20 protein-coding genes are annotated in these 21,137 nt (G+C 40.1%); 3 read left to right on the forward strand and 17 right to left on the reverse strand.

Translation table 11 applies throughout. The annotated features are described in order from the left end of the window. Positions 1-102: 102 nt before the first annotated feature. The 9 genes from J2S05_RS08695 to J2S05_RS08735 form a co-directional block, all read right to left on the reverse strand. The gene (locus tag J2S05_RS08695) at positions 103-927 is read right to left on the reverse strand and encodes a PHP domain-containing protein (protein ID WP_306981879.1); all 825 of its coding nucleotides are present in this window, start codon (positions 925-927) and stop codon (positions 103-105) included. Continuing rightward, complete coding sequence (locus J2S05_RS08700; RefSeq protein WP_306981882.1) at positions 924-1,634, reverse strand: phosphonate C-P lyase system protein PhnL; 711 nt, start codon at positions 1,632-1,634, stop codon at positions 924-926. Before J2S05_RS08700 ends, J2S05_RS08695 begins: the two co-directional genes overlap by 4 nt. After that, positions 1,634-2,836 (reverse strand): phosphonate metabolism protein PhnM, encoded by a 1,203-nt coding sequence (gene phnM / locus J2S05_RS08705; protein WP_306981884.1) that lies wholly within the window; start codon positions 2,834-2,836, stop codon positions 1,634-1,636. Before phnM ends, J2S05_RS08700 begins: the two co-directional genes overlap by 1 nt. Positions 2,837-2,849: 13 nt before the next feature. Next, positions 2,850-3,689: an ATP-binding cassette domain-containing protein gene (locus J2S05_RS08710; RefSeq protein ID WP_306981885.1), complete on the reverse strand. Its 840-nt coding sequence runs from the start codon at positions 3,687-3,689 to the stop codon at positions 2,850-2,852. Further along, the gene (locus J2S05_RS08715; RefSeq protein ID WP_306981887.1) at positions 3,682-4,548 is read right to left on the reverse strand and encodes an alpha-D-ribose 1-methylphosphonate 5-phosphate C-P-lyase PhnJ; all 867 of its coding nucleotides are present in this window, start codon (positions 4,546-4,548) and stop codon (positions 3,682-3,684) included. The genes J2S05_RS08710 and J2S05_RS08715 overlap by 8 nt, the downstream gene beginning before the upstream one ends. Then, positions 4,545-5,657, reverse strand: a complete 1,113-nt coding sequence (locus tag J2S05_RS08720) for a carbon-phosphorus lyase complex subunit PhnI (RefSeq protein ID WP_306981889.1) — start codon at positions 5,655-5,657, stop codon at positions 4,545-4,547. The genes J2S05_RS08715 and J2S05_RS08720 overlap by 4 nt, the downstream gene beginning before the upstream one ends. After that, on the reverse strand, positions 5,658-6,251 hold the full coding sequence (gene phnH / locus J2S05_RS08725) for a phosphonate C-P lyase system protein PhnH (protein WP_306981891.1): 594 nt from the start codon (positions 6,249-6,251) through the stop codon (positions 5,658-5,660). A 20-nt stretch (positions 6,252-6,271) separates the two neighbouring features. Further along, on the reverse strand, positions 6,272-6,694 hold the full coding sequence (gene phnG, locus J2S05_RS08730; RefSeq protein WP_306981892.1) for a phosphonate C-P lyase system protein PhnG: 423 nt from the start codon (positions 6,692-6,694) through the stop codon (positions 6,272-6,274). Positions 6,695-7,073: 379 nt separating this feature from the next. Then, complete coding sequence (locus J2S05_RS08735; RefSeq protein ID WP_306981894.1) at positions 7,074-7,772, reverse strand: GntR family transcriptional regulator; 699 nt, start codon at positions 7,770-7,772, stop codon at positions 7,074-7,076. A gap of 135 nt (positions 7,773-7,907) precedes the next feature. Between J2S05_RS08735 and J2S05_RS08740 the strand changes: the two genes are divergently transcribed. The 3 genes from J2S05_RS08740 to J2S05_RS08750 all read left to right on the forward strand — a co-directional run bounded on the left by J2S05_RS08740 (position 7,908) and on the right by J2S05_RS08750 (position 12,570). After that, the gene (locus tag J2S05_RS08740; RefSeq protein WP_306981896.1) at positions 7,908-8,108 is read left to right on the forward strand and encodes a DUF6440 family protein; all 201 of its coding nucleotides are present in this window, start codon (positions 7,908-7,910) and stop codon (positions 8,106-8,108) included. Between the two features lie 845 nt (positions 8,109-8,953). After that, positions 8,954-10,654 carry a methyl-accepting chemotaxis protein gene (locus tag J2S05_RS08745; protein WP_306981898.1) on the forward strand — a complete coding sequence of 567 codons (1,701 nt, stop codon included), beginning with the start codon at positions 8,954-8,956 and terminating at the stop codon, positions 10,652-10,654. A gap of 221 nt (positions 10,655-10,875) precedes the next feature. Then, on the forward strand, positions 10,876-12,570 hold the full coding sequence (locus J2S05_RS08750) for a methyl-accepting chemotaxis protein (protein WP_306981899.1): 1,695 nt from the start codon (positions 10,876-10,878) through the stop codon (positions 12,568-12,570). Between the two features lie 420 nt (positions 12,571-12,990). Here the strand turns inward: J2S05_RS08750 and J2S05_RS08755 are convergent, their stop codons facing one another. The 8 genes from J2S05_RS08755 to J2S05_RS08790 all read right to left on the reverse strand — a co-directional run bounded on the left by J2S05_RS08755 (position 12,991) and on the right by J2S05_RS08790 (position 21,133). Then, entirely contained in the window at positions 12,991-13,557 is a 567-nt protein-coding gene (locus J2S05_RS08755) for a T6SS immunity protein Tdi1 domain-containing protein (RefSeq protein ID WP_306981901.1), read from the reverse strand. A gap of 93 nt (positions 13,558-13,650) precedes the next feature. Further along, positions 13,651-14,061, reverse strand: a complete 411-nt coding sequence (locus tag J2S05_RS08760; protein ID WP_306981903.1) for an immunity protein YezG family protein — start codon at positions 14,059-14,061, stop codon at positions 13,651-13,653. Between the two features lie 185 nt (positions 14,062-14,246). Further along, a complete protein-coding gene (locus J2S05_RS08765; protein WP_306981905.1) occupies positions 14,247-14,714 on the reverse strand; it encodes an SMI1/KNR4 family protein in 468 nt (155 codons plus the stop codon). Positions 14,715-15,126: 412 nt separating this feature from the next. After that, positions 15,127-15,546 carry an immunity protein YezG family protein gene (locus tag J2S05_RS08770; protein WP_306981907.1) on the reverse strand — a complete coding sequence of 140 codons (420 nt, stop codon included), beginning with the start codon at positions 15,544-15,546 and terminating at the stop codon, positions 15,127-15,129. A gap of 143 nt (positions 15,547-15,689) precedes the next feature. After that, a complete protein-coding gene (locus J2S05_RS08775; RefSeq protein ID WP_306981908.1) occupies positions 15,690-16,259 on the reverse strand; it encodes a T6SS immunity protein Tdi1 domain-containing protein in 570 nt (189 codons plus the stop codon). 12 nt (positions 16,260-16,271) lie between these two features. Beyond that, complete coding sequence (locus tag J2S05_RS08780; protein ID WP_306981910.1) at positions 16,272-18,434, reverse strand: polymorphic toxin type 15 domain-containing protein; 2,163 nt, start codon at positions 18,432-18,434, stop codon at positions 16,272-16,274. A gap of 1,085 nt (positions 18,435-19,519) precedes the next feature. Next, entirely contained in the window at positions 19,520-20,839 is a 1,320-nt protein-coding gene (locus J2S05_RS08785; protein WP_306981912.1) for a UDP-glucose dehydrogenase family protein, read from the reverse strand. Positions 20,840-20,878: 39 nt separating this feature from the next. Next, on the reverse strand, positions 20,879-21,133 hold the full coding sequence (locus J2S05_RS08790) for a hypothetical protein (protein ID WP_306981913.1): 255 nt from the start codon (positions 21,131-21,133) through the stop codon (positions 20,879-20,881). Positions 21,134-21,137: the final 4 nt, after the last annotated feature.

Consider the following 21,137-nt stretch of genomic DNA (forward strand, 5'->3'; position numbering starts at 1 on the left):
CCCTCAAAAGTTATCACACGATTGCCTTATGGCTATTTCATTTAACCATAATTCCCTTGAATATGATGAACATTTACATTATTACCAAAATTCTTTCATCTTTTATTTACAATGTTGAAATAATCGGTCATGTTTCGACAGAATCTTCGGCTGAGACCCGATTATGACTGGCGTACCAAATTGCCCATGATAATCAGAGCCTCCCGTTACGAACAGGTTATAGTCATGCGCCAATCTCTCAACCTTGCTGTGATCATCCGCTTGATGATCAGGATGGTTTCGTTCAATTCCATCTAGGCCGACTTCCAGTAACTCTGGAATCAGGTTATACGAATTTAGTTGACCAGGATGAGCAATAACCGCCAGTCCTCCATCCTGTTTAATCGCACGCACAGCATCATAGACATCGGCATAGACAATGTCTCCAGAAGCCGGTCCGTCACCTTTAAATAGGGAACGATATAGACTTTGATACGTCTCTGACGAATATGGGGCGTCAGTTAGCTGCTTCATAATATGTTGCTTATAAATAGTGCTGCTAGGTTTGGCTGTATCTATCACCTGTGACTTATCCATGTGATAACCATGAGCATTTAGTTGATCAATTTGCCATAACGAATGGGTGTGTCTACGGTGTAGAATCGCTTGGCATAATTCAGTAAGGTATCGTGCTTGCGTGTCATAACCGTACCCTAATACATGAACTTTTCGGTTCCGTTTAAAATCATAGGCAGATATTTCAATACCTGGGATGATATGAATGCCAACCTTCTGCCCTTGTTCCATCGCCTCAGGCAGACTGGTCACCGTGTCATGATCAACGAAGCTCAAATGGGTGACGTTTTGGTGCTTCGCTTGTTTAATCACCTCTTCCACAGAGTCTGATCCATCAGAATAATGACTATGCACATGCAAATCCGCCTTCATCGCACACGTTCCGTTTGTTCGTATGCTTTTTGTTTCATATCGTATACTTGATCACAAAGTCCATCCATGAATTCAATGTCATGAAACACACCTATTAGTGTGGTTCCATCCAACTTCAGCTTCTCAATTAATTCACGTACCTTTAATTTCGATTTTCCATCCAAACTAGCTGTAGGCTCATCTAATAGCAGTAATCGAGGTTTCTTTACAGATGCAATCGCAATGTTCAAACGTAGCTTTTCGCCCCCTGAAAATGTATTCGGGTACGTGTGCCATAACCTCTCATCTAGCTCAAAATGGGTGAGCACGTGTATGGCTTCTTTATTCGCGTCACGTTGGCTATAGCCCATTTCTAATACGGACTGTTCAACAAGCTGAAGCGTCGTGGTACGCGGCATCACCGATAAAAATTGTGAGACGTAACCAATTTCATGTTTCCGCAAATACACCATCTGCTGTTCGTCTGCTTGCAGTAGATCAATTCTGCCAAATTGCTCGGAATCAAACCAAATCCGGCCTTCATCGGGTAGGTATGTCCGATAGATACTTTTAAGAATGGTTGACTTGCCACTGCCCGACTTACCTGTAATACCAAGAAAGGCTCCTTTTTCAACCATAAAATCAATGCCTTCCACTGCTCGAATCGTTTGGCTCAAATGAGCGATTGTGAATGATTTTCCGAACCCTTCCACTTGCAGTAATGGCATTAGCGCACCTCCGACATCGTGGATTGATTGCGATAGTTTGTCGTTGTCGCTACCTCGCCATTTATAATCGCTGAGGTCACCGTTGGGAATCCGTCACTCAGTTTTTCAATGATAAGTAAGTCAGCTTTTAATCCAGGTGTAATCGATCCAATCTGATGATCAAGCTTCACTGCTTTGGCCGGATTACGAGTCGCCAATTGAAACATCTGGTGTAGATCGAGTCCGTGTTGTTCATGAAGAGCAAATATGGAATGTAAAATTGCAGACGGATAATAGTCGCTACACAGAATATCCGCACAGCCCTCTTGGATCGCAACAACAGCCGATAGATTGCCAGAATGGGAGCCTCCAAGCATGATATTTGGTGCACCGACAACAATGTCAAGTCCGCATTCGTTGGCTTTCTTTGCCACATCTAACGTAATCGGAAACTCACTAATTGTGGTTCCAATCTCTTGTACCAACTCTATCTTTTTAACGTCGTCATCATCATGAGACGCAAGAGCGATCCCATAACTCTGTGCGAGTTCCGCGACTTCCTTCATTTGCTCGATTGATAGAACAGGGGTGTGCACCCGTTCTTCAATAAGGCTCGTTAATTCTTCATCAGAAATATCCCGGTACCCTTTTAATGTATCCCGGTAGATTTCCAGATTGCGATACTGACCTTGCCCGGGGGTATGATCCATAAAGGAGAGCAAGTCGACCTTACCTGCTTTGATGTTCTCCATTAGCCGGTTAACCTCATCCAGGTTATCTATCTCGAACCGGGCATGGAGACGATGGCGAATTAAGTGGGCTTTCTCGTGTGTCTGACTGATCGCATCAACAAGTCGCTGCACGTTCTCTGGATAACGCATGGGTTTATGAGTAAAAACATCTTCTCGGTAAAAGGATAGCGAATGAAACATCGTTGTAATGCCATTGCCTATCAATGTTTTCTCTGCTTCTCGTAGACTCATATGTACGTCCATCATGCTTGTTGGACGTGGTGATACAAGGGATTCAATATAATCGGAATGAATATCAATGAAGCCAGGAGAAACATAGCCCCCATTCGCATCGATTTTTTGCGCATGTGGAACATTCCTGACTTCGGCTTCTGGGATGATCGCTTTAATCTGCTCACCCTCAATTAAAATAGCTAAGCCCTCGACAATGCCTTCCTCTAAAACAAACTGTCCGTTATGGATAATAATCATATGGCGCCCCCTCTTATAGCATGGAATAGACAAGCTGCTGCGTGTATGGTTCCTGCGGATCTTCTAAGATCTGGTCGGTTAAACCTTGTTCCAAAATTGTGCCATTCAACATGACAATGGTGCGATCGGCTAACATCCGAATCACCGCTAAATCATGGGAAACAACAATCATACTGATGCCGAGCTCTCTTTGGATTGTTTTAATTAAATCCAGCACACTCGCCTGTACGGATAGATCTAGTCCTGTTGTCACTTCATCCAAAAGAAGGATCGGCGGATAATTAGATAAGGCCTTAGCTATTTGAACACGTTGCTGCATACCTCCCGAAAAATGCTTCGGTGCTTCTTTCATCCGTAAGAGCGGGATATGAACCTTTTCTAGTAGTTCTTTGCCCGTCTCTTCCATATGAGAGACGTTACGCCCTCCTGCCGCAATAAGCTTTTCAGCAATATTTCCAATTGCTGAGAACTCCATTTTTAATCCTCTTAATGGGTTTTGATACACCATGCCTAATATATGATTACGCACAAAACGTTTTTGTTGGTTGGACAAGCTCCACAGGTTTTTGCCTGCCACATCGCCATGGTTTAACAGCATCTCTCCTGAGCTTGCTTGTTCATCAAAGTAGAGGCATTGCATAAGCGTTGATTTTCCGCTGCCACTTTCTCCAACGATGCCAAGAATTTCACCAGGGTATAACTCAAACGAGAGATCCTGACATGCATATACTGTCCCGCATGAGGCGCAATAGTTTTTCTCAAGAGATCGTGTATGTGTATCTCGGCACGCACTGCACCCTGAGCCATATTGCTTATTCAGATTGTGGACCTGTAGGATTGGCTGCTTATACATAACTGGATTCCTCCTTGCCTTGAGGTGAGGCATTCAGCTGTTCTAGACAATAGCTTGAATCATTGCATTGAAACTCAACATGCCCTGTGTCTGGATGGAACACTTCGTCTAAAAAGACTTCGGTTGAGCCACATTGTCTGCAGCTTTTCCCATCAAATGATTCAATGGAAAAAGGATAGTCATCAAACGCCAGAGACCGAACATCCGTATAGGGAGGCACCGCATAGATCTTCTTTTCTCTTCCAGCGCCTAATAAGATCAGTGCCTCAGATTGATTCATTTGCGGATTATCAAAACGAGGAATCGGACTTGGTGCCATCACATACCGATTGTGGACATAGACTGGATGATCGGCCCCTGTCGCCGCGCGACCGTATTTCATAATCTGCTCAAACAGCTGCAGCCACGCTCCACTGTATTCTTCTTCGGAATGGAGAATTTTTGTTTTCGCTTCACTGGCCTCCACATTTCTTAGTGGTTCAGGCGTTGGTACTTGTAAAACAAGGATCTGGTCCTCTGTGAGAGGTACCTCTGGAATTCGGTGTCTGGATTGGATGAGGGTGGCTTCACTCGTCGTATCCGTCACACGAATGCCCGTTGTTTTCTGGACAAGCTTCTTAATACTCACTGCATTGACGGATTCATCTGACCCTTGATCAATGACTTTTAGAATGTCCTGCCTGCCTATCAGAGAGAGAGTAATTTGTAGTCCACCCGTTCCCCAGCCTCTAGCAATCGGCATTTCGCGAGACGAAAAAGGAACTTGATAGCCAGGGATAGCAACTGCTTTTAATAACGCACGACGAATCTCCTTTTTTGAGCCTTCATCAAAAAAAGCAAAATGATGACGTGGATTCATGACCTCGACACACCCTTTCTCACTTCTCGAATACTATCGAGTTTAGACTGAAACGTCACATAGTGAGGTAGTTTCAAATGCGATATAAAACCCGATGCCTCAACCGAATCAATATGTAGCAGCACAAACTCCTCATCATGCGTTGGAAAAGGCGCTTCAGGATGATCGAGACATTGATCCAAAATGCTCATAGCAATTGCTTTTGTTTCATTCTGTCCGTAACAAATGCCATAGCCGATTTCGAAATCAAGAGCTTCCCGATTGTTTTCATCCTTCTGTTTTACTGGCACAAACGACTCCACTTCCGTCACTTCAATCTCACCTAGATAATACTGGTCAGAAGCATCATCACTCGCCTCATTCGGATGAGCAATCGTAAGAGGAACATGGCCCACTCGCACTTCCCCAACCGTAGGATGAACTTGACCATATCCTCTTAATGATGCATAACCAAGAGCTGTGACCGCACCCGTTTGTCCCCTAGTCAATGTCTGTAACCGAGCACTTCGTGGGGCGGGGAACGTCATGCTTTGCTTCGTAATATCAAAAGGCGCACGGTCATCCTGCTCATAAAAGGAAAACAATCCTTCCTCTCTTAAATAATCCACGACTTTTGGATAGGTTGGTGGCAACGTCTTCTCTAGCGGTAGTTCATTCATGTGCTTGTTGTAGTTCCGCCGCTTTTCTTCTAAATGTTCCTTCGTTTCATCCATTAGATCAAAATCAATCAGCCGGTGCGTATAGTCGGTTGTGGCACCAAGGATCTGCCCTTCTGGAATGTCTTTAAAGCTTGCGGAGATTCTCCTAGACACACGCATCGACTTCGTTTCCACCGTTTCACTAACATACAACCTCGGTAGAGTGGAACGATGCGCACGCATGATGAACACCGCTTCCTCCATACTTCCTTCCGCCTGTTTGATTGCAAGGGCTGCGATGACAGGCGCATACAAGCTACTCTCAGACATCACTTGGTCAACTAACGCTTTCATTGTCGATAGAATCGTCTCTACTTCGAGGGTGTGTCCTCCCTTGATCCGGTCATACTGCCACCTCTCAATGGATGCCTCAATCGCCGTTGTCCCACCTTTTACCGCTACATAACCCACTTATTCCACCTCCTTCATCACCGTTGTACGTGGTATACACGCTAATTTTCCTGACGCTTCCGTTAAAATCAAATCAATGCCCAGCGGATATTCCTGATTTCTTTCCTGCCTGACTGCATTCACCTCTGAAGAGAATCCGAATGTCAGAAGAGAGGATGTCTGAATCCCCGGCCCAGTGAGCATCCACTTGGTCCCCTTTAAAAAGGAGGGACACTCTAAGATGATGGTTGCCGACGCGTTCGGATCGAGTAACGTTCCGTTTTTCACTTGATTCAGCGTCTCTAACAAGTCTTGCTCGGTGCACGTAGCTGGCACGATGATAAAATCCGCCTCGTGAACAGCGACTTGCTTGGCCAAAGTTAAACGTGAGATCAAAGCCGAAGTCGAATCGTCCTCATCCTTGGTCAGCACATGAAAACTCACTTCACTATCAAGCACCGTCAACGCAACCAAAAACATTGAACCATAGCAATCTAGAGAATGATCAATGTGCGGCATCACCTTTGCAACAGACGACACCTTACCAGGCCGTGCCATACTATCAATCAACCTCCGAAAAACCGTTTGCGTATCGTGAACTACATCCACTGCCATCGAATCCACTCCCTTTTCACCTAAACATCCATGGTGTCAAACGACACTTTTGTTTTCATTAACTGCGCATGCTCCTTGGCCTGCTTCGCATTCAACTCGTCTTGCGCAGCGAGTAACCAATTGGTCCATTGCTTTGTTTCTGGCAGCTCTGCTTGATACGCAGCATCAATGATCGCTAAATGTCGAGCTCGCTCCTCATCCATGCCCACAATCATACCCATCCCAACATGACCATCAATCTCAACCATCGCTTCTGTAATCAACGCTTCCCCTATGAAAAAAAGTGACTTTTTAGCCGTCTCCCGCATCTTCACCATCGTAAGCCCCTGCCTCGGCGCAACCATTTCCACAACAGAATAACCAGCTATCACCTCATCCGCCAGCTGTGCCGCTAAAGCAGGACCCGACTCCACTAATATCTTTGTCCGCATATGACGCTTCATGTGCCACACCTCCTCTACTACCTCCATCCTAACTTGGCGCCAAGTCGCTGTGTTTTAAGAAGGTTTGAATATTATGTAAATTTGTATTTACAATTGAGGGGAGGGGGCAGTTCTCCTTTCGTCGTTTCAATTTTGGGGTCTATCGTTTCACTTGCCTCTCCATTGCTCTGATTTCAGGGGCTATCGCTCCAATTGCCTCTCCATCGCTCCAATCTCGGGGGCTATCGCTCCACCCCCTCCATCGCTCCAATCCCAGTTCCACCTCTCCACTTTCCCACAAAAAAAGCAGGGAGCATCAACTTACTGATGCTCCCTGCTTTTAATCCATTGCACTATAATAAAATGTCCATTTTTATTCCAAATGTCATTTGAATTCCCTTCAATGATCTAACTCATACGTAAACTTATCCCCTCGATACAAAATATGCGTATACTCCAGCACATTCCCCGAATCTCCATCAATCGTGCTACTCTCCAATTTGATCAGAGGAACAACGCCAGAACAGTGTAATCGTTTCTGTTCGTCGGCTGTTGGAAATTGGATGCTTAACAATGACTTTCCATTCTCAAAGTTAGAGTACCCACATGCTCGATAGTAGGAAAACATAGAAGAAATACTGGCTGCATCTTCCTGAATGGTTGGGAACATCTCCATATTCAGAAACGAATGGTGAATAGCAATAGGCTCATCATTAATCAAGCGGAGTCTTGAAATATTGTATGCAGGCCCAGAAAAATAGTCAGCTCGCGCCGGGTGCGGATGCTCACCCGACTGGAACACCTCTGTGCGCAAATCGTAGCCTGCAGCGATCATTTTATCGGTAAAGCTCTCACTTCCCGATAAATGGAGTTTAATAGGCCTCGACTCTTCTTTTAAAAAGCGTCCTTTCCCCTTTACTGACATAACGTACCCGCGGTTTTCTAATTGCTGGTAGGCTTTTCGCACGGTCATTCGCGGTACTTGATAGGTTTCCGCCAATTCATTTTCAGAAGGCATTCTCTCACCAGCAGCCATTCGGTTAGTATTAATTAACTTAAGCAATTCATCATAAACAACTGACTCATCGTTTGCTTGCACAACTTATTCCTCCTCTCTTCCAACACGGTCATTTCTTAGATTCAGCAAAAAAAGTCCAGATCGTTAGATTTAGATTGAATGTCCTTTATGATGAAATTATAACAAACAGACTAACTAGCAAAGGTGCGGATAACGATGTTCAGAAAAAAAGAGACAAAAGAAACACGATTCTATGAAAAATCATCAGAACAGTTGGCGACAATTGGTAGAGTAAGTGTGCTAGTCGATCGTGTAACAGGCGTTCACTATCTTCATACGTGGGTTGGATCGGGAAGCGGACTGACTCCTTTGTTAGATGAGAATGGAGAAGTAGTTGTGGAGAAAATTGAAAAGTAATGTAAGGGACTTCCTATTGGAGGTCTTTGTTTAGGTAGATAAGCAGTTCCGAAAAATCACCTGGTTCTTATGCTTCGTCATCTCCTCATAGATCGTCAACAACCCTCCATAATAAACAAAAAAATTCTAATGACCCGCTTTTAAGACCAGATAATAAAATTGTCACACAAATCCTTCCATATATTAGGTATAATCTCTATAGAAGTGCCCTCCCCCTATGAGATTAGGGTAAAAAAGACACATCGCGATCAACATGCAACAAGGAGTTGGGAACCATTTTTTTCTATCAATTAAATTTTAAAAATGGCATCAGTTACTTTTATAAATCAAAAGTTTACTTGGAGAGTCCGCACAGAATTATTCAGCATGCAGTAGCTAATGGTTTTATGTATAAAGACGATAAGCAACTAGTGGTTACAGCTAGACGAGTTCGTTCAGATCAGGTGATAGAACCAGTGAAGTTAGTATAAAGAAACTAGGCGTGTGGGGGCACTGCTTATTAAAGTGATTGCTGGTCATATTTTGTATTAAGAAATACCGTCATACTATACGAAAGCAAATCAGTTACATCATTAGTTCATCTGACTATTAAACAAACATTTAATTAAAAAATCGTTTCACATTTCTAAGCTCAGAATAATTCTTAATCAAACCTACATAACGGTACTTTTCTATATTTAATAGGTAATCATAAAAAATTACACATATATTTGTTAAATAAGTTTTCTAACTTAAAGAACTATATCCCCTAAATTTCAAACTACTTGAATGTACTCAGATCCATGCCGATATATATCTTAATTCGAAATTTGTCGAATTATATCTGAGAGAGAAGTGAGATGCCGTTGAAATCCATTCGAGGTAAGTTATTTAGTGTATTTGGTACTATGGTTTTATTATTTTTTGGATTATCTATTTATTTGGTTGCGTCTCTCATCCAAACAAACGAGCGCATGGAGTCCATGCAAGAAGTGGACTTTGAATTACTTCTTCTTCAAGAGAGAATGGCTAATAGCATGAATGATCGCTTAGCACTATTTAGGGGATATATTATTTTCGGAGAGGAAGATTATCTTCAGAGGTTTGAAGCTGTAAATGAACAAATGATTAAAACCAAAGAAGAATTAGTGATTCTTTCTTCTAGTGATCAACTAGCTGGAACGATTGAGAAATCAGACCAATGGTTAAATATTATAGAGAATGACGTTTTACCGCTTTACCAAAACGGTGACGTTGATGCTGCAAATGAGTCAATGAGAGCCAATACAACAGGATTAGCCCGTGAAATCACAAGTAGCTTCCAAGAATTAGCTGATGATAGACGAGCCAATATGGAAGCGAGCTTTGATAAGAATACGCAAGAACTGAATTCACTAAAAATTATTGTGATTAGTACTGTCAGTTTTTCTGTCATTCTTATGATTGTTTTGATCCTATGGCTTGCATCAGCTATTACAAAACCACTTAAACGACTGGTTAAAGAGGCAGATTTGATTGCTAATGCAGATCTATCGAGTCAACCACTTATCATAAAAACAAAGGACGAGCTTGCGATTCTAGGGAACTCCTTTAATGAAATGAAAAAATCATTACGCACTTTAATTGGACAAACGAGAAATGTTTCGGAAAATGTAGCAGCAACTTCACAGCAGTTATCTGCTAGTTCAGAAGAGACATCCGCTGCGACCAACCAAATTGCTGATACCATTCAATCACTAACAAATACTGCCGAACAAAATCTAACCCTATCGAATCAAAGCTTAGAAGCATCAAGTGAAATGGAGCAGAGTGCTCTGCACATTTCAAAGGCAACACATTCAGTGAAGGTTGCATCAGAGGACATGGATACACGTTCAACAGAAGGAAGAGAGACAGTGTCGAAAGCTATTCAACAGATTGAATCAATTAATCAAACCGTTGGGGCTACCTCAAAGACAATGAATCAACTGGAGCAGCAAGCTTCAGAAATCGGCTCTATCCTAGAACTAATTACATCCATCTCAGATCAGACAAATCTATTATCATTAAATGCTGCCATTGAAGCAGCTAGAGCTGGAGAGAGTGGAAAAGGTTTTGCTGTTGTAGCAGGAGAAGTACGAAACTTGGCAGAGCAATCCAAAGAATCAGTGACTAAAATTGAAGCGATGATTAAATCGATTCAACATCACGCAAAAACCGCCGCATCCGACATGCAAAAAGGAACAAGCGAAGTCACAAAAGGAACCCAAATGATCAAAGAAGTGGATCGTTCCTTTGAAGAAATATCAACGTCTATTAACAAGGTCAACGAGCAAATTCAGACTGTCACTGCCTCGGCAGATGATATCTCTAATCGTACAATCCAATTAAAAGACCACATCTCGCAAATGAATCACGCAGCCAAGTCAACACTCGAAGGGACAGAAGATGCCGCAGCTAGCACCGAAGAACAGCTTGCTGCAATGGAAGAAGTTGCTTCATCTGCGCAAGGATTGGCGGATCTGGCTGGAGATTTGAGAGATGAGATTTCTCGGTTTAAGGTAGAGGAAAGTGTAACAGAAGAATAGGGAAAAGCCACATCATCAATAGATGATGTGGTTTTATTTTTATTGATCGGATAATGATATGGTTCAATCGAGTTTTTATGTAGCATACAAATGAAAACTTCAATAGTTGTAATTGGTATTATTTATTAATTAAGCGTTACCATTAACAATAATTCACCTAACTCCGATATAAGTAATAATTCAGTTTTCAGTCGAACCAATACAATGAAAGAAGTGATAAGGTGAAAACGATCCGCGGTAAGTTATTTGGTGTGTTTGGTGTCATGGTTATCCTGTTTCTCAGTTTGTCCGTGTATATGATTGTGACACTGACCCAATCTAGTGAACGCATGAATGCGATGCAGCAACATGAGTTTGAATTGCTATTGGCTCAGGAAAGACTCGCTTATAACGTGAACGATCGGCTAGCTCTTTCGAGAGGATACGTATTATTTGGGAAGAGCGAGTATCTAGATCAATTAGAGGCAGTGAATCTAGCCATTGAAAAAGATGAGCAAAAAGTACTTCAGCTATCAAATAGCCAAGAGCTTCAAGACACAATCAATCTCTCGACTATTTGGATGGACATGACGGAAGATGAGGTTTTTCCTCTTTATAAAAGTGGTGGTATTAATGCAGCCTTACCTGCCATGCAAACCAAAACAACACCTCTCGCTCGTGAAATCACGCGTACCTTTCAACAATTTGCTGAAGATGAACGTCTACATATGGAACAAAGCTTTGAGTCCAATAACCGCACATTAGATCAACTGCGCATTGTTGTGATCATTGCTGTCAGTTTATCTATCATTCTCATCACGATCCTCATCGTTTGGTTAGCTTCATCCATTACAAAACCACTAAAGCAACTAGTGAACGAAGCAGAGTTAATTGCCAACGCCGACTTATCAAGTGAACCCATTACGATTAAGACCAAAGATGAACTTGCTGTATTAGGTCAATCATTCAATAAAATGAAAGAATCCTTACAAAGATTAATCGGTCAGACGATGCATGTTTCCGATAATGTTGCTTCCACATCACAGCAATTATCCGCTAACTCAGAAGAGACATCATCGGCCACGAATCAAATTGCCGAAACGGTTCAAGCTTTAACACATGCCGCTGAATCAAACGTTTCCCTATCAAAACAAAGCCTTAAAGCCTCAAATCAGATGGCAGTCAGTGTTAAATACATCACGCAAGCGAGCCAGTCTGTGAAAGAATCATCGCTAGAAATGCATACACGATCAGCCGAAGGACGAACCGCGGTGGCTAGTGCTATTAAACAAATAGAATCGATCAACCAGACGGTAGGCACAACATCTACCACAATGGATGAGCTAGAACAGCAAGCGATAGAAATTGGATTAATCCTAGATTTGATCACATCCATCTCAGAACAAACAAACTTACTTTCCCTCAATGCGGCCATTGAAGCTGCCAGAGCTGGTGAAAGTGGAAAAGGATTCGCAGTTGTAGCAGGAGAAGTCAGAAACCTAGCTGAACAATCGAAACAATCCGTAAGTAAAATAGAACAAATGATTAAAACCATCCAGGAAAACGCCAAAAAGGCAGCTAATGAAATACAAAGAGGGACAAACGAAGTAACAATAGGAACACAATTGATCAAAAAAGTTGATCAAACTTTTGAAGAGATCTCGGAATCAATTATTAAAGTAAACCAACAAATCCAAACGGTCTCGACCTCTGCAAACGATATCTCTCAACAAACCATAAACCTCAAGGATCACGTTTCTAAAATGGATCAAGCGACCCAATCTACACTAGCAGGTACGGAAGATGCTGCAGCGAGCACAGAAGAGCAACTAGCCGCCATGGAAGAAGTCGCTGCTTCCGCTCAAGGTTTAGCAGAACTGGCCATGCAGCTTCGAGAGGAGATGTCGCAGTTTAGGTTGGGCGAGGACGAGAAATAGATGACCCGCTCTAAAGCTTCAAATGTCAATTTCGATTATGCTTAAAATCAGCACTAAACTGATCACTAAAAAAGAGTAATAGACAACTTAGCTACTCTTTGATTAGTTTCTTAACTAATTGATATTTATCGTTAGTCATTTTTTAGTCTCCTATAAAATCATTTTTCGACTTTTCCAGTAAGACGCTCTCCATTTAGTAAAGTCTTTGCAACCATTGGTGTTGCTTCCCCTATCTACATAAAAAAGCAATAGATTCTTGATCTATTGCTTGAACTATAATTTAAGTTAAGTATTTTGCTTTTTATTCTTATTGGACCTAGATCACTAAGATCTTCATCTCACCCTGATATTAAGTATAAATGTTAAATGCGTCTATTTATCTTGACCTTGCTCTTTAAATTCGCCCCATAAACAAATAAATTATTCAATCGGTCCAATTAACTCTTTAATAAGATAAATATGTTCTACAATTTTAACCTTTTTAAGATTCTCAACTTTTTCATCCCCTCCTAATCCAAGCAAAGGTACATATCCAAAGCATTCATCGTACTCAGGAGGACCATTCCGTTTTGCAGCCTCAATGTATGGTTGCCAATCCATTTTTTTCACTCTAAAACTTGGTTCCTCAGTTAAAAATTTTACAAATAAATCAAATTCAAATGCAATGATCTTTGAAATACCTTTTCGATAGTTCAATTGCATGATAAATCCATCAGAATTATCAATAGGATCCTTCTGCCAACAGAGAAGATCACCCATGGCTGTTGAAAAAATAGGAATAACATCTTCAGACCTCAAAAAGGTTTCCCTTATAACCTTCAGATAATCATCAGGGTTAATTATGCGTAGATAACCACCTAAAACTAAACCGAGTCCATGTTCATCCCAAAATTTCAACAGTTCAGATGGAATGAAGCCCTCATATTTTTTCTTTAAAACCTCTGAGACGTCTTCTTGGAACTCAAAAGTATCAATAAGACTTTGCATTCTTAAACCTCCAACTCTAATTATTTGTTGTTAGTTACATTCAAATAGGTACAAAGAACAATAGACTTTTTGATCTTTTGCTTCAAATATTAATTAAGTTAAATATTTTGCTTCCCAATTTCGTTTCTTATCTATAGCACTTATACCAAATAAATTTTCATGCCCATAATCAATTTTCATTTTTCCAGTATTATCAAGTATAAAGGTCAAATGAGTCCATTGTTCTTGATCCTGTTCATTAAACTCATTCCATAAATCAGTTAAAATCATATAAAGCTCGTTTTTCATGTTATCAAAATCATTCTCAGTTACATTATATAAGTCTGGTATATTAAGACTATAAACAGGTTTTCCTCCATCCAGAGGGTAATAATAGAAGAATACGGTCTTGAATCCCTCTCTATATTCAGCATATAAATATGTTTTCATCCAATCTTCTGGAATAGTATTGACTAGGTTATTTGTGATTTTTTGATAGATTCTTTCCATATTCTTTGATTCCATCCTCTTATCCTCCTAAGTAGTTTGTTAAATGGTGATCAAATTCCTCACCATTTATTGTATATTTTACATTAAACTCACTTGGTCATGGCTAAAACTGATGATCTAAGTTAAAGTAAAAAGCAATAGACATTTCATCTATTGCTTCTAATTTTAAGTATCATAGAATTGTATGTTTGCGAAACTAACTATTGAACCTTTTTCAAAAATTCATTTAAATTATCTGCTACGAACTCTATATATGGTTCCATGTCGGAAGATTCTTCGTGTTTCCAGACGTAAACTTTTGGTTCTTCTTCATTTTCGTAATAGTTCAGACATAAATAATCTCCAGCAAAAAGAACTGCAAATGGTAGTAGTTGAGCACCTGCAACATCTTCATCGAAAATAATTCTTTCATCTAGACGAGTTCTCGTTACGTCAATGTCTAGAACTCCATTATCAGTATCAGTGTCTTCTACTATACAAAGGAACCTCTCGATAACATATGAACTCTGCTCTGTACTGAATTCTTTTTCTAAAGGAATAGCTCCATTAGCTTTAATTAATATGTTTTTTAATGAAAGAGGCAATTTAGCATTCCAGTATTCTTCTTCTTGTTTTACTACCTCGACACTTGGTAACGGTTTAACTATCGATTGATCATCAAAATTCATTTTACTTCCTCCTTTTTATCTTGGAGCATCTGCCCAATGACCCTTTGATCTTCCTCCATTGTGTGTATATATATCATGTATACCCAGATCTATTAGTTCCAGTTCACCCGGCATTAGGGTGTATATTCCACCATTCATGATCTCCTCCATACAAATAGAAGCATTTTCGTCGCGAACAAGAGCCCGCGAATTTTTTGAGTTCACTTATAGTACTATCGTTACATCCACATATTTAGTTTTTTACCTTGGCTAAATCAAATCTATAAAATCAAAGAAACGGCTGATTCTTCAAACCATTCCATTGAGATATCAGAAGCTAATTTATTGGATGATTCGAATATACTAAATTATACTTTCAATCATGTCTGACTGAAACTCACTAAATTCATCTTTAAAAACTTCGTTCATTTAATCAACTTCCTTTAGTTAAATATTTTGCTTCCCATTCATCTTGTTTGTCCGTGGGACTAAGATCAGCGATATCCTCATAGCTATAATCAATTTTCATTTCTCCAGTATTATCAAGAATAAAGGTTAATAGTGTCCATTGCTCCTGATCATGCTCTTTAAATTCCATCCATAAAACTTCAAATAAATCATACAGTTTTCGTCTCATTATATTATGATTTTCAACATCAACTTTAAAATCGTGTGGGATATCTAGACTATAGATTGGTTTTTCATTTGCTGTTGGATAATAGTAGAAAAATACTTTTTTATATCCCTCCCCATATTCAGCGTATAAATAAATTTTGCTCCAATCTTCAGGGATTATTTCAACTAACACATTTGCAATTTCTTGGTACGTTTTTTCCATATTTGATGTCTCCATTTAAGTAACTCCTGAGAAAATCAGTCAAACTTTCTGTAAATTTTTTACCATCATTCTTATATTAATTTAACTCGGCGATCCATTTTAGAGTTCGCCCTTGCTAAGCAAAAAAGAACCACAGTTAATTACTGTGGTCAAAGAAATTATTCAATCGGCCCCATTAACTCTTTAATAATATAAATATGCTCTACGATTTTAACCTTTTTTAGATTCTCCACTTTTTCAACCCCACCTAATCCTAGCAATGGAACATACCCAAAGCATTCATCATATGCTGGAGGACCGTCCCGTTCTACAGCTTCAGGGTAAGGGAGCCAATCCATATCTGGCTCTAAAAAATCTTTCTCTTCTTCTTCAATAAACCTGAAAAATAAATTTATCTTCGTTGTAATAACACTACTAGTTCCCTTACGATAATTTAGCAAGCCTAAATACGTCTTATTAGCATCATCAAGACTTGACCAATAAAGAACATCACCCATCGCGGTGGTGAAAATTGGAATAGCGCCCTCGCTTCTTAAGAAGGTATCTTTAAGTACTTCATCATAGCTACCAGGATTAATTACTTTTAGATACCCATTAAGTAATGTCCCAAAGCCGTAATTCTCCCAAAAATCCAATATTTGATCAGGTAATTTACCTTTATAGTCTTCAATTGTTTTTTCTGAGACATTTGATTCCACGATAAAATTATTTAATAATCTACTCTTCACTGTCTTCCTCCTTTATTTACGTGTTAATTTCACATTAAGTGAAGTATTTTTCAATTGGGTTTCATTCATGTTTTTTGCTATATTACTAATCTTTTCATCCACTATATCAATTCTATATTTCCATTGTGAGCCCAGGGAAGAGTTTATTGAACTGTCTCCTAACCCGCTAATGTGGCTCGGAACTCCCCCAGCAATTTGATCCGGGTTATGAAGAGCAGCTTGCGTTTTTATCCATTCATTTGCCTTTTGTTCAGCTTGTTTTTTTGTTAAACCACTTTCATACAATTCATCAATCTTATTCTTTAATTCCCATTCGCGAGCAGCTCTTTGTGCAGCATTTCCCTCGATTGCACGACCTTCTTCAAGATAACGTTGACGATTCTTTAAATACTCATCCATTGTTAGCTTATTCATTCCAGTTTCTTGATCTTTTAGCTGTCTATTAAATTCAGGCGTATCATGTTTTGAATTCTGTTTAAAATCAACACTAATCTGATCCATTCTTGTTGTGTGAACGGCCGTTTGCAATCCTGCTTTTGCCTCAACCTTACGCAAATTTGCTTCAGTCACTGCTTTCAAATCACTCTGAATCTTAACTGGGTTCAATACATTATGCGGCGGTGGTGGCGTCACCGTTCGTCCGGCGTTAGTTACGGTAGCAAGTGCTGGACCTCCACCACCTGTAAAGTGGCTCATCGCTTGGACCGATTTGTCGATAGCTTTATTTGTGATTCTTTGGACGTTTTGTGCGGTTTGGTTGGCAAACTTAGCTGTGCTAGTGACTGCTTTTTGGGTAAAGTCGTTCAATGCGTTGACACCGTTTAAGCCTGTTTGCTTCATAGTGCTTGTTAATGATGGCTTACTGACAGGGTTCTGTGTTGAGAGTTGTACTCCTAGGTTGTGCTGAGTTGTTTTACCTGGGTCTCCGCCTACTTTTCCTAATCGTCCAGCGCTACCGATCTTAGATATCCCTTTATCACCTACAACGGATGTGGCAACGATAGTTCCTGCATAACCAAACCATTGACCTCGAGATTCGGCATCTCCGTTGATAACATCTTCTTCAAAGGTATACCAGAGCTCTTTTCCCATGTCTACGAGAATAGCTGGGTCATCTGCTACAGCAACAATGAAGTCCCTGGTGTCATTGTATACTCCAACTGGATCAGTGACAATATTCTTGATACCTTCATAGGTATCTTTCCCCGCATTCCAAATTCCTTTACCAGCTCCTTTGAAAAAATTCAAGGTAGCATCTAAGGCCCCACCTGTTTCCCCTTGTTCCGTATTAACTCCAGCTGTATCTGTTGGCGGCCCACACGCGTTAATCGCCGCGCCCGTATTCACCTCAGCACTCACCGGCAAATGCTCCATGTAATACCACGGACTCACCTCTGGATCAATCTGCGCGTGTTCATACATACCTTTATAGAGATATTCAGTAGGTAGGGTGTGGGCATACATTTTGGTTTCTTGTAGCTTGGCCATATGGGCGTTCCGAACGGCTGCATTCTGACTTGAGATTGTTTTCCATTCATCCACATTCTCGATTTGACTTCGGCTATAGCCGACAGGAGATAGACTTCCATCAATCGTCTTAGAAGTGATTTCTTGGAGAAAACTAGATAGGAGGGCGATGCGTTCTTCAATCGGTTGCATGGTAGTCATGCCTTCCTGATCCATTTGATAGAGGTCTTCTATCATCGTTTCCGCCGCATCCTCTGCTTGGCGCAATCCATGAAGGACATCACTGTCACTTAATCGGCCTAAAGAGATCACATCTGAGTATTCACTAAAGACATCATTAATACCATCTGTTGCGGTGGTCACCGACTCCTTTAAATCCTTTAGCTTCGGGATAAGCGTCCCTTCTAAAAACTCCTCACGAATGGAGGCATTCTCATCGCTATCTAAATCTTTGATGGCTGATTCAAGCTTGTCTAGTCCATGCGATAAGCTTTGCAGCGTATCCCCTAAATGCGTCACAAACGTGAGGTGGACATCTTGAAAGTAGGCGCGAATGGCGTCGCCCGCCGAACCTTTCATAGTCTCTTCATCTGTAATGAATTGAACTAAGGCTTGATGATAAGAGGCCAACTGGGTCATTTGAGTGCTTGTATCTGATTTCATATTTCCGATCATATTATAAACAGACGATGCTTGAAGTGTTTTCATCTCTTCCTCCTCGTCCAACTATTTCACTTTATTTCCATGGTAAAAGATGAGAGAAGGTATAGTAAGTTGCAAAAGTACCTTTTTTCGATGCATCAATTGGATGAAATTAGGTAATTTGTAGTTTGTTTGAGCGTAAGTCCAAGGATAGATTGGTTTTGAATTCTTCCTTTTATAATAGCTAATTAATTTGTAAGGGCGTCATCGTATGAAAAACCGGAAAATCTAATTGTAAAATTAAACTTGATGTCTACAACAAAAATTGTTCGTCGTTAATGATCAAAAACTGTCAACTTCATAGAGTTTTACAAGGAGGAAGACTTATTTGTGCGTTGATATTTAAGCTATTTCATCAAGCTATAATTTAGGGAAATATGATTGAGGTTTTAATAGAAGAACTTATCTTTAAAAGTGAGGTAGCTTTAGTTTGAAAGACTCTATATTGAAAGAGTTTAAAGGATTACTAAACTCTTATAGTCAAAGAATGGAGGAAACAACAAAATCAATCTTATTTTTATCTATTAGAACATAATAAAGAAAGAGACATATTTCAAATAACTCCATCACGAAAACAAATAACTGATTAGATCTTTTTACCGATAATAATTTTTTATCTTTTTTAGTTCGAATAACTCCTGATGATCCTGCTATTTTTGTTTCTTGTTCCTAACTTTACGTTACCTTTCTTAGTACCATATATTTTTTTAACCTTCCAGTCTATATGCTTGAACGTCTTTCTCTTTATTTAACTTTTTGGAACTCCGTGTTAGTTAATAGTTTCACTTTATTTATTATGTCTCTTCCTAGGTTAATCGGAATCAACAAACTTCCTGGGATATTATCCAAGAAGATATTGTTAATTCCGACATGATAATTACAACAAAACAAACTCAACTCCACCTCGCTAAGTCAAAAGCATCAAAAATGTATAGAAGCATACTAATGCAAAATGAGCCGGAGTATGAAATAAAACCTGCGCTTATTTAGGCGGAGATTCAATGGAGCAACTTTTGCTAAATGATCCTCGTAATAAACGTCTCTAAAAAAACAAGCCCCCATGGATTTATTCCATAAGTGCCTCTTAGTAATTACACTAATTCCTTCTCAACTTTCACGACAGGTCGTCCAACTGAATAATACTCGATACCAGCTGCCTTCATTTTTTCTAGGTCATAGCAATTTCGACCATCAAATAACACAGGCTCTTTCAAAAAAGAGACGTATTGAGCTGGAGTTAACTCTTTAAACTCATCCCATTCTGTTACAAGAAATGCTGCATCTGCACCGTCTAAGGCAGACTCAACACTATCAACAAAATCGACCGCTTCTGGGAAGAGCTTCCTTGCTGGTTCCATCGCAACCGGGTCATATGCGACAACATTCGCTCCAGCCAAAACAAGCTCTCTCGCTAGTATAGTGGAAGCAGCTTCACGCATATCATCTGTATTTGGTTTAAAAGCAGTTCCAAGCATAGCAATGGTTTTTCCACGTAATGAATCAAAATGCTCTCGTGCTTTATCAATTAAAAGACGTTGTTGTTTGTAGTTCACTTCAATAACCGCTTTTAGTAGAGTAAATTCATGCTCTACATTTCCTGCAATTTGAACAAGAGCACTTGTATCCTTAGGAAAGCATGAGCCTCCATAACCAATTCCTGCATTCAAGAATTTCTCACCAATCCGCTTATCTTGGCCCATACCTTGCGCAACATCATCTACGTTGGCTCCGAGCTTTTCGCAAAGGGCTGCAATCTCATTTACAAAGCTAATCTTTGTTGCTAGGAAAGCATTAGAAGCATACTTAATCATCTCTGAACTACGAATATCGGTCTTGAAGATTGGAATTCCAAAAGGTTTGTTTATCTCTTTCAAAATGGAAGCAGCTAGCCCAGTACTAGAACCAATCACAATGCGATCACCGTTAAACGTATCATGAACAGCTGAACCCTCACGAAGAAATTCAGGGTTTGAGACCACATCAAAAGGAACATCGGTATGCTTCTCAATATATTGCTTAATATAATCATTCGTTCCAACAGGCACTGTACTTTTTGTAACAACAACCGCATAGTCTGCGAGGTATTCAGCGATGTTACGAGCAACTGATTCAATAAAACGAAGATCAGCCGTTCCATCCTCTTTCTGAGGGGTTCCAACGGCAATATAAATGGCATCCGCCCCAGCGAATGCCATCTCATGTGAAGTCGTAAATGATAACCGACCCGCTTCATAATTCTTTTTCATTAGTTCTGATAAACCTGGTTCATAAATTGGAGAGATTCCTTCTCTCATTGAAGCTACTTTCTGTTCGTCAATGTCTACGCATATTACTGAGTGACCGATTTCTGAGAGGGCGACTCCTGTGACAAGGCCTACGTAGCCGGTTCCTATGACAGCGATATTTTTCATATTTATCAAAACCTCATTTCGAATTAATAGAATAATTAATTATTTCGATAGATTCATGAGACCGAGTGTTCCTTTATCACTTATCTCCCTCGCAGGAATATTTCCAATTGTTTTATTAGGTGTTAGAAAAGATTTATTAACAACTGAGTTTGCTCCTATTGCTATATTATCAGCAATTTCAATTTCTCCGAATATTTTCACTCCAGGTCCAATATAAATTCCATCCCCTAATTTTGGAGCCTTGTTTTTTGAACAGCCTCTGTACCTATGTTTACACACGTATGAATTCTGCAATTCC

Origin of the sequence: Alkalicoccobacillus murimartini, assembly GCF_030813245.1 — a bacterium.
GTDB classification, from domain to species: domain Bacteria; phylum Bacillota; class Bacilli; order Bacillales; family Bacillaceae_D; genus Alkalicoccobacillus; species Alkalicoccobacillus murimartini.

Coding starts and splice junctions, on each gene's coding strand:
- J2S05_RS08695 (WP_306981879.1), bottom strand. CDS start 927: ATGAAGGCGGATTTGCATGTGCATAGTCATTATTCTGATGGATCAGAC.
- J2S05_RS08700 (WP_306981882.1), bottom strand. CDS start 1,634: ATGCCATTACTGCAAGTGGAAGGGTTCGGAAAATCATTCACAATCGCT.
- phnM (WP_306981884.1), bottom strand. CDS start 2,836: ATGATTATTATCCATAACGGACAGTTTGTTTTAGAGGAAGGCATTGTC.
- J2S05_RS08710 (WP_306981885.1), bottom strand. CDS start 3,689: ATGTATAAGCAGCCAATCCTACAGGTCCACAATCTGAATAAGCAATAT.
- J2S05_RS08715 (WP_306981887.1), bottom strand. CDS start 4,548: ATGAATCCACGTCATCATTTTGCTTTTTTTGATGAAGGCTCAAAAAAG.
- phnH (WP_306981891.1), bottom strand. CDS start 6,251: ATGGCAGTGGATGTAGTTCACGATACGCAAACGGTTTTTCGGAGGTTG.
- phnG (WP_306981892.1), bottom strand. CDS start 6,694: ATGAAGCGTCATATGCGGACAAAGATATTAGTGGAGTCGGGTCCTGCT.
- J2S05_RS08740 (WP_306981896.1), top strand. CDS start 7,908: ATGTTCAGAAAAAAAGAGACAAAAGAAACACGATTCTATGAAAAATCA.
- J2S05_RS08755 (WP_306981901.1), bottom strand. CDS start 13,557: ATGCAAAGTCTTATTGATACTTTTGAGTTCCAAGAAGACGTCTCAGAG.
- J2S05_RS08760 (WP_306981903.1), bottom strand. CDS start 14,061: ATGGAATCAAAGAATATGGAAAGAATCTATCAAAAAATCACAAATAAC.
- J2S05_RS08765 (WP_306981905.1), bottom strand. CDS start 14,714: ATGAATTTTGATGATCAATCGATAGTTAAACCGTTACCAAGTGTCGAG.
- J2S05_RS08770 (WP_306981907.1), bottom strand. CDS start 15,546: ATGGAGACATCAAATATGGAAAAAACGTACCAAGAAATTGCAAATGTG.
- J2S05_RS08780 (WP_306981910.1), bottom strand. CDS start 18,434: ATGAAAACACTTCAAGCATCGTCTGTTTATAATATGATCGGAAATATG.
- J2S05_RS08785 (WP_306981912.1), bottom strand. CDS start 20,839: ATGAAAAATATCGCTGTCATAGGAACCGGCTACGTAGGCCTTGTCACA.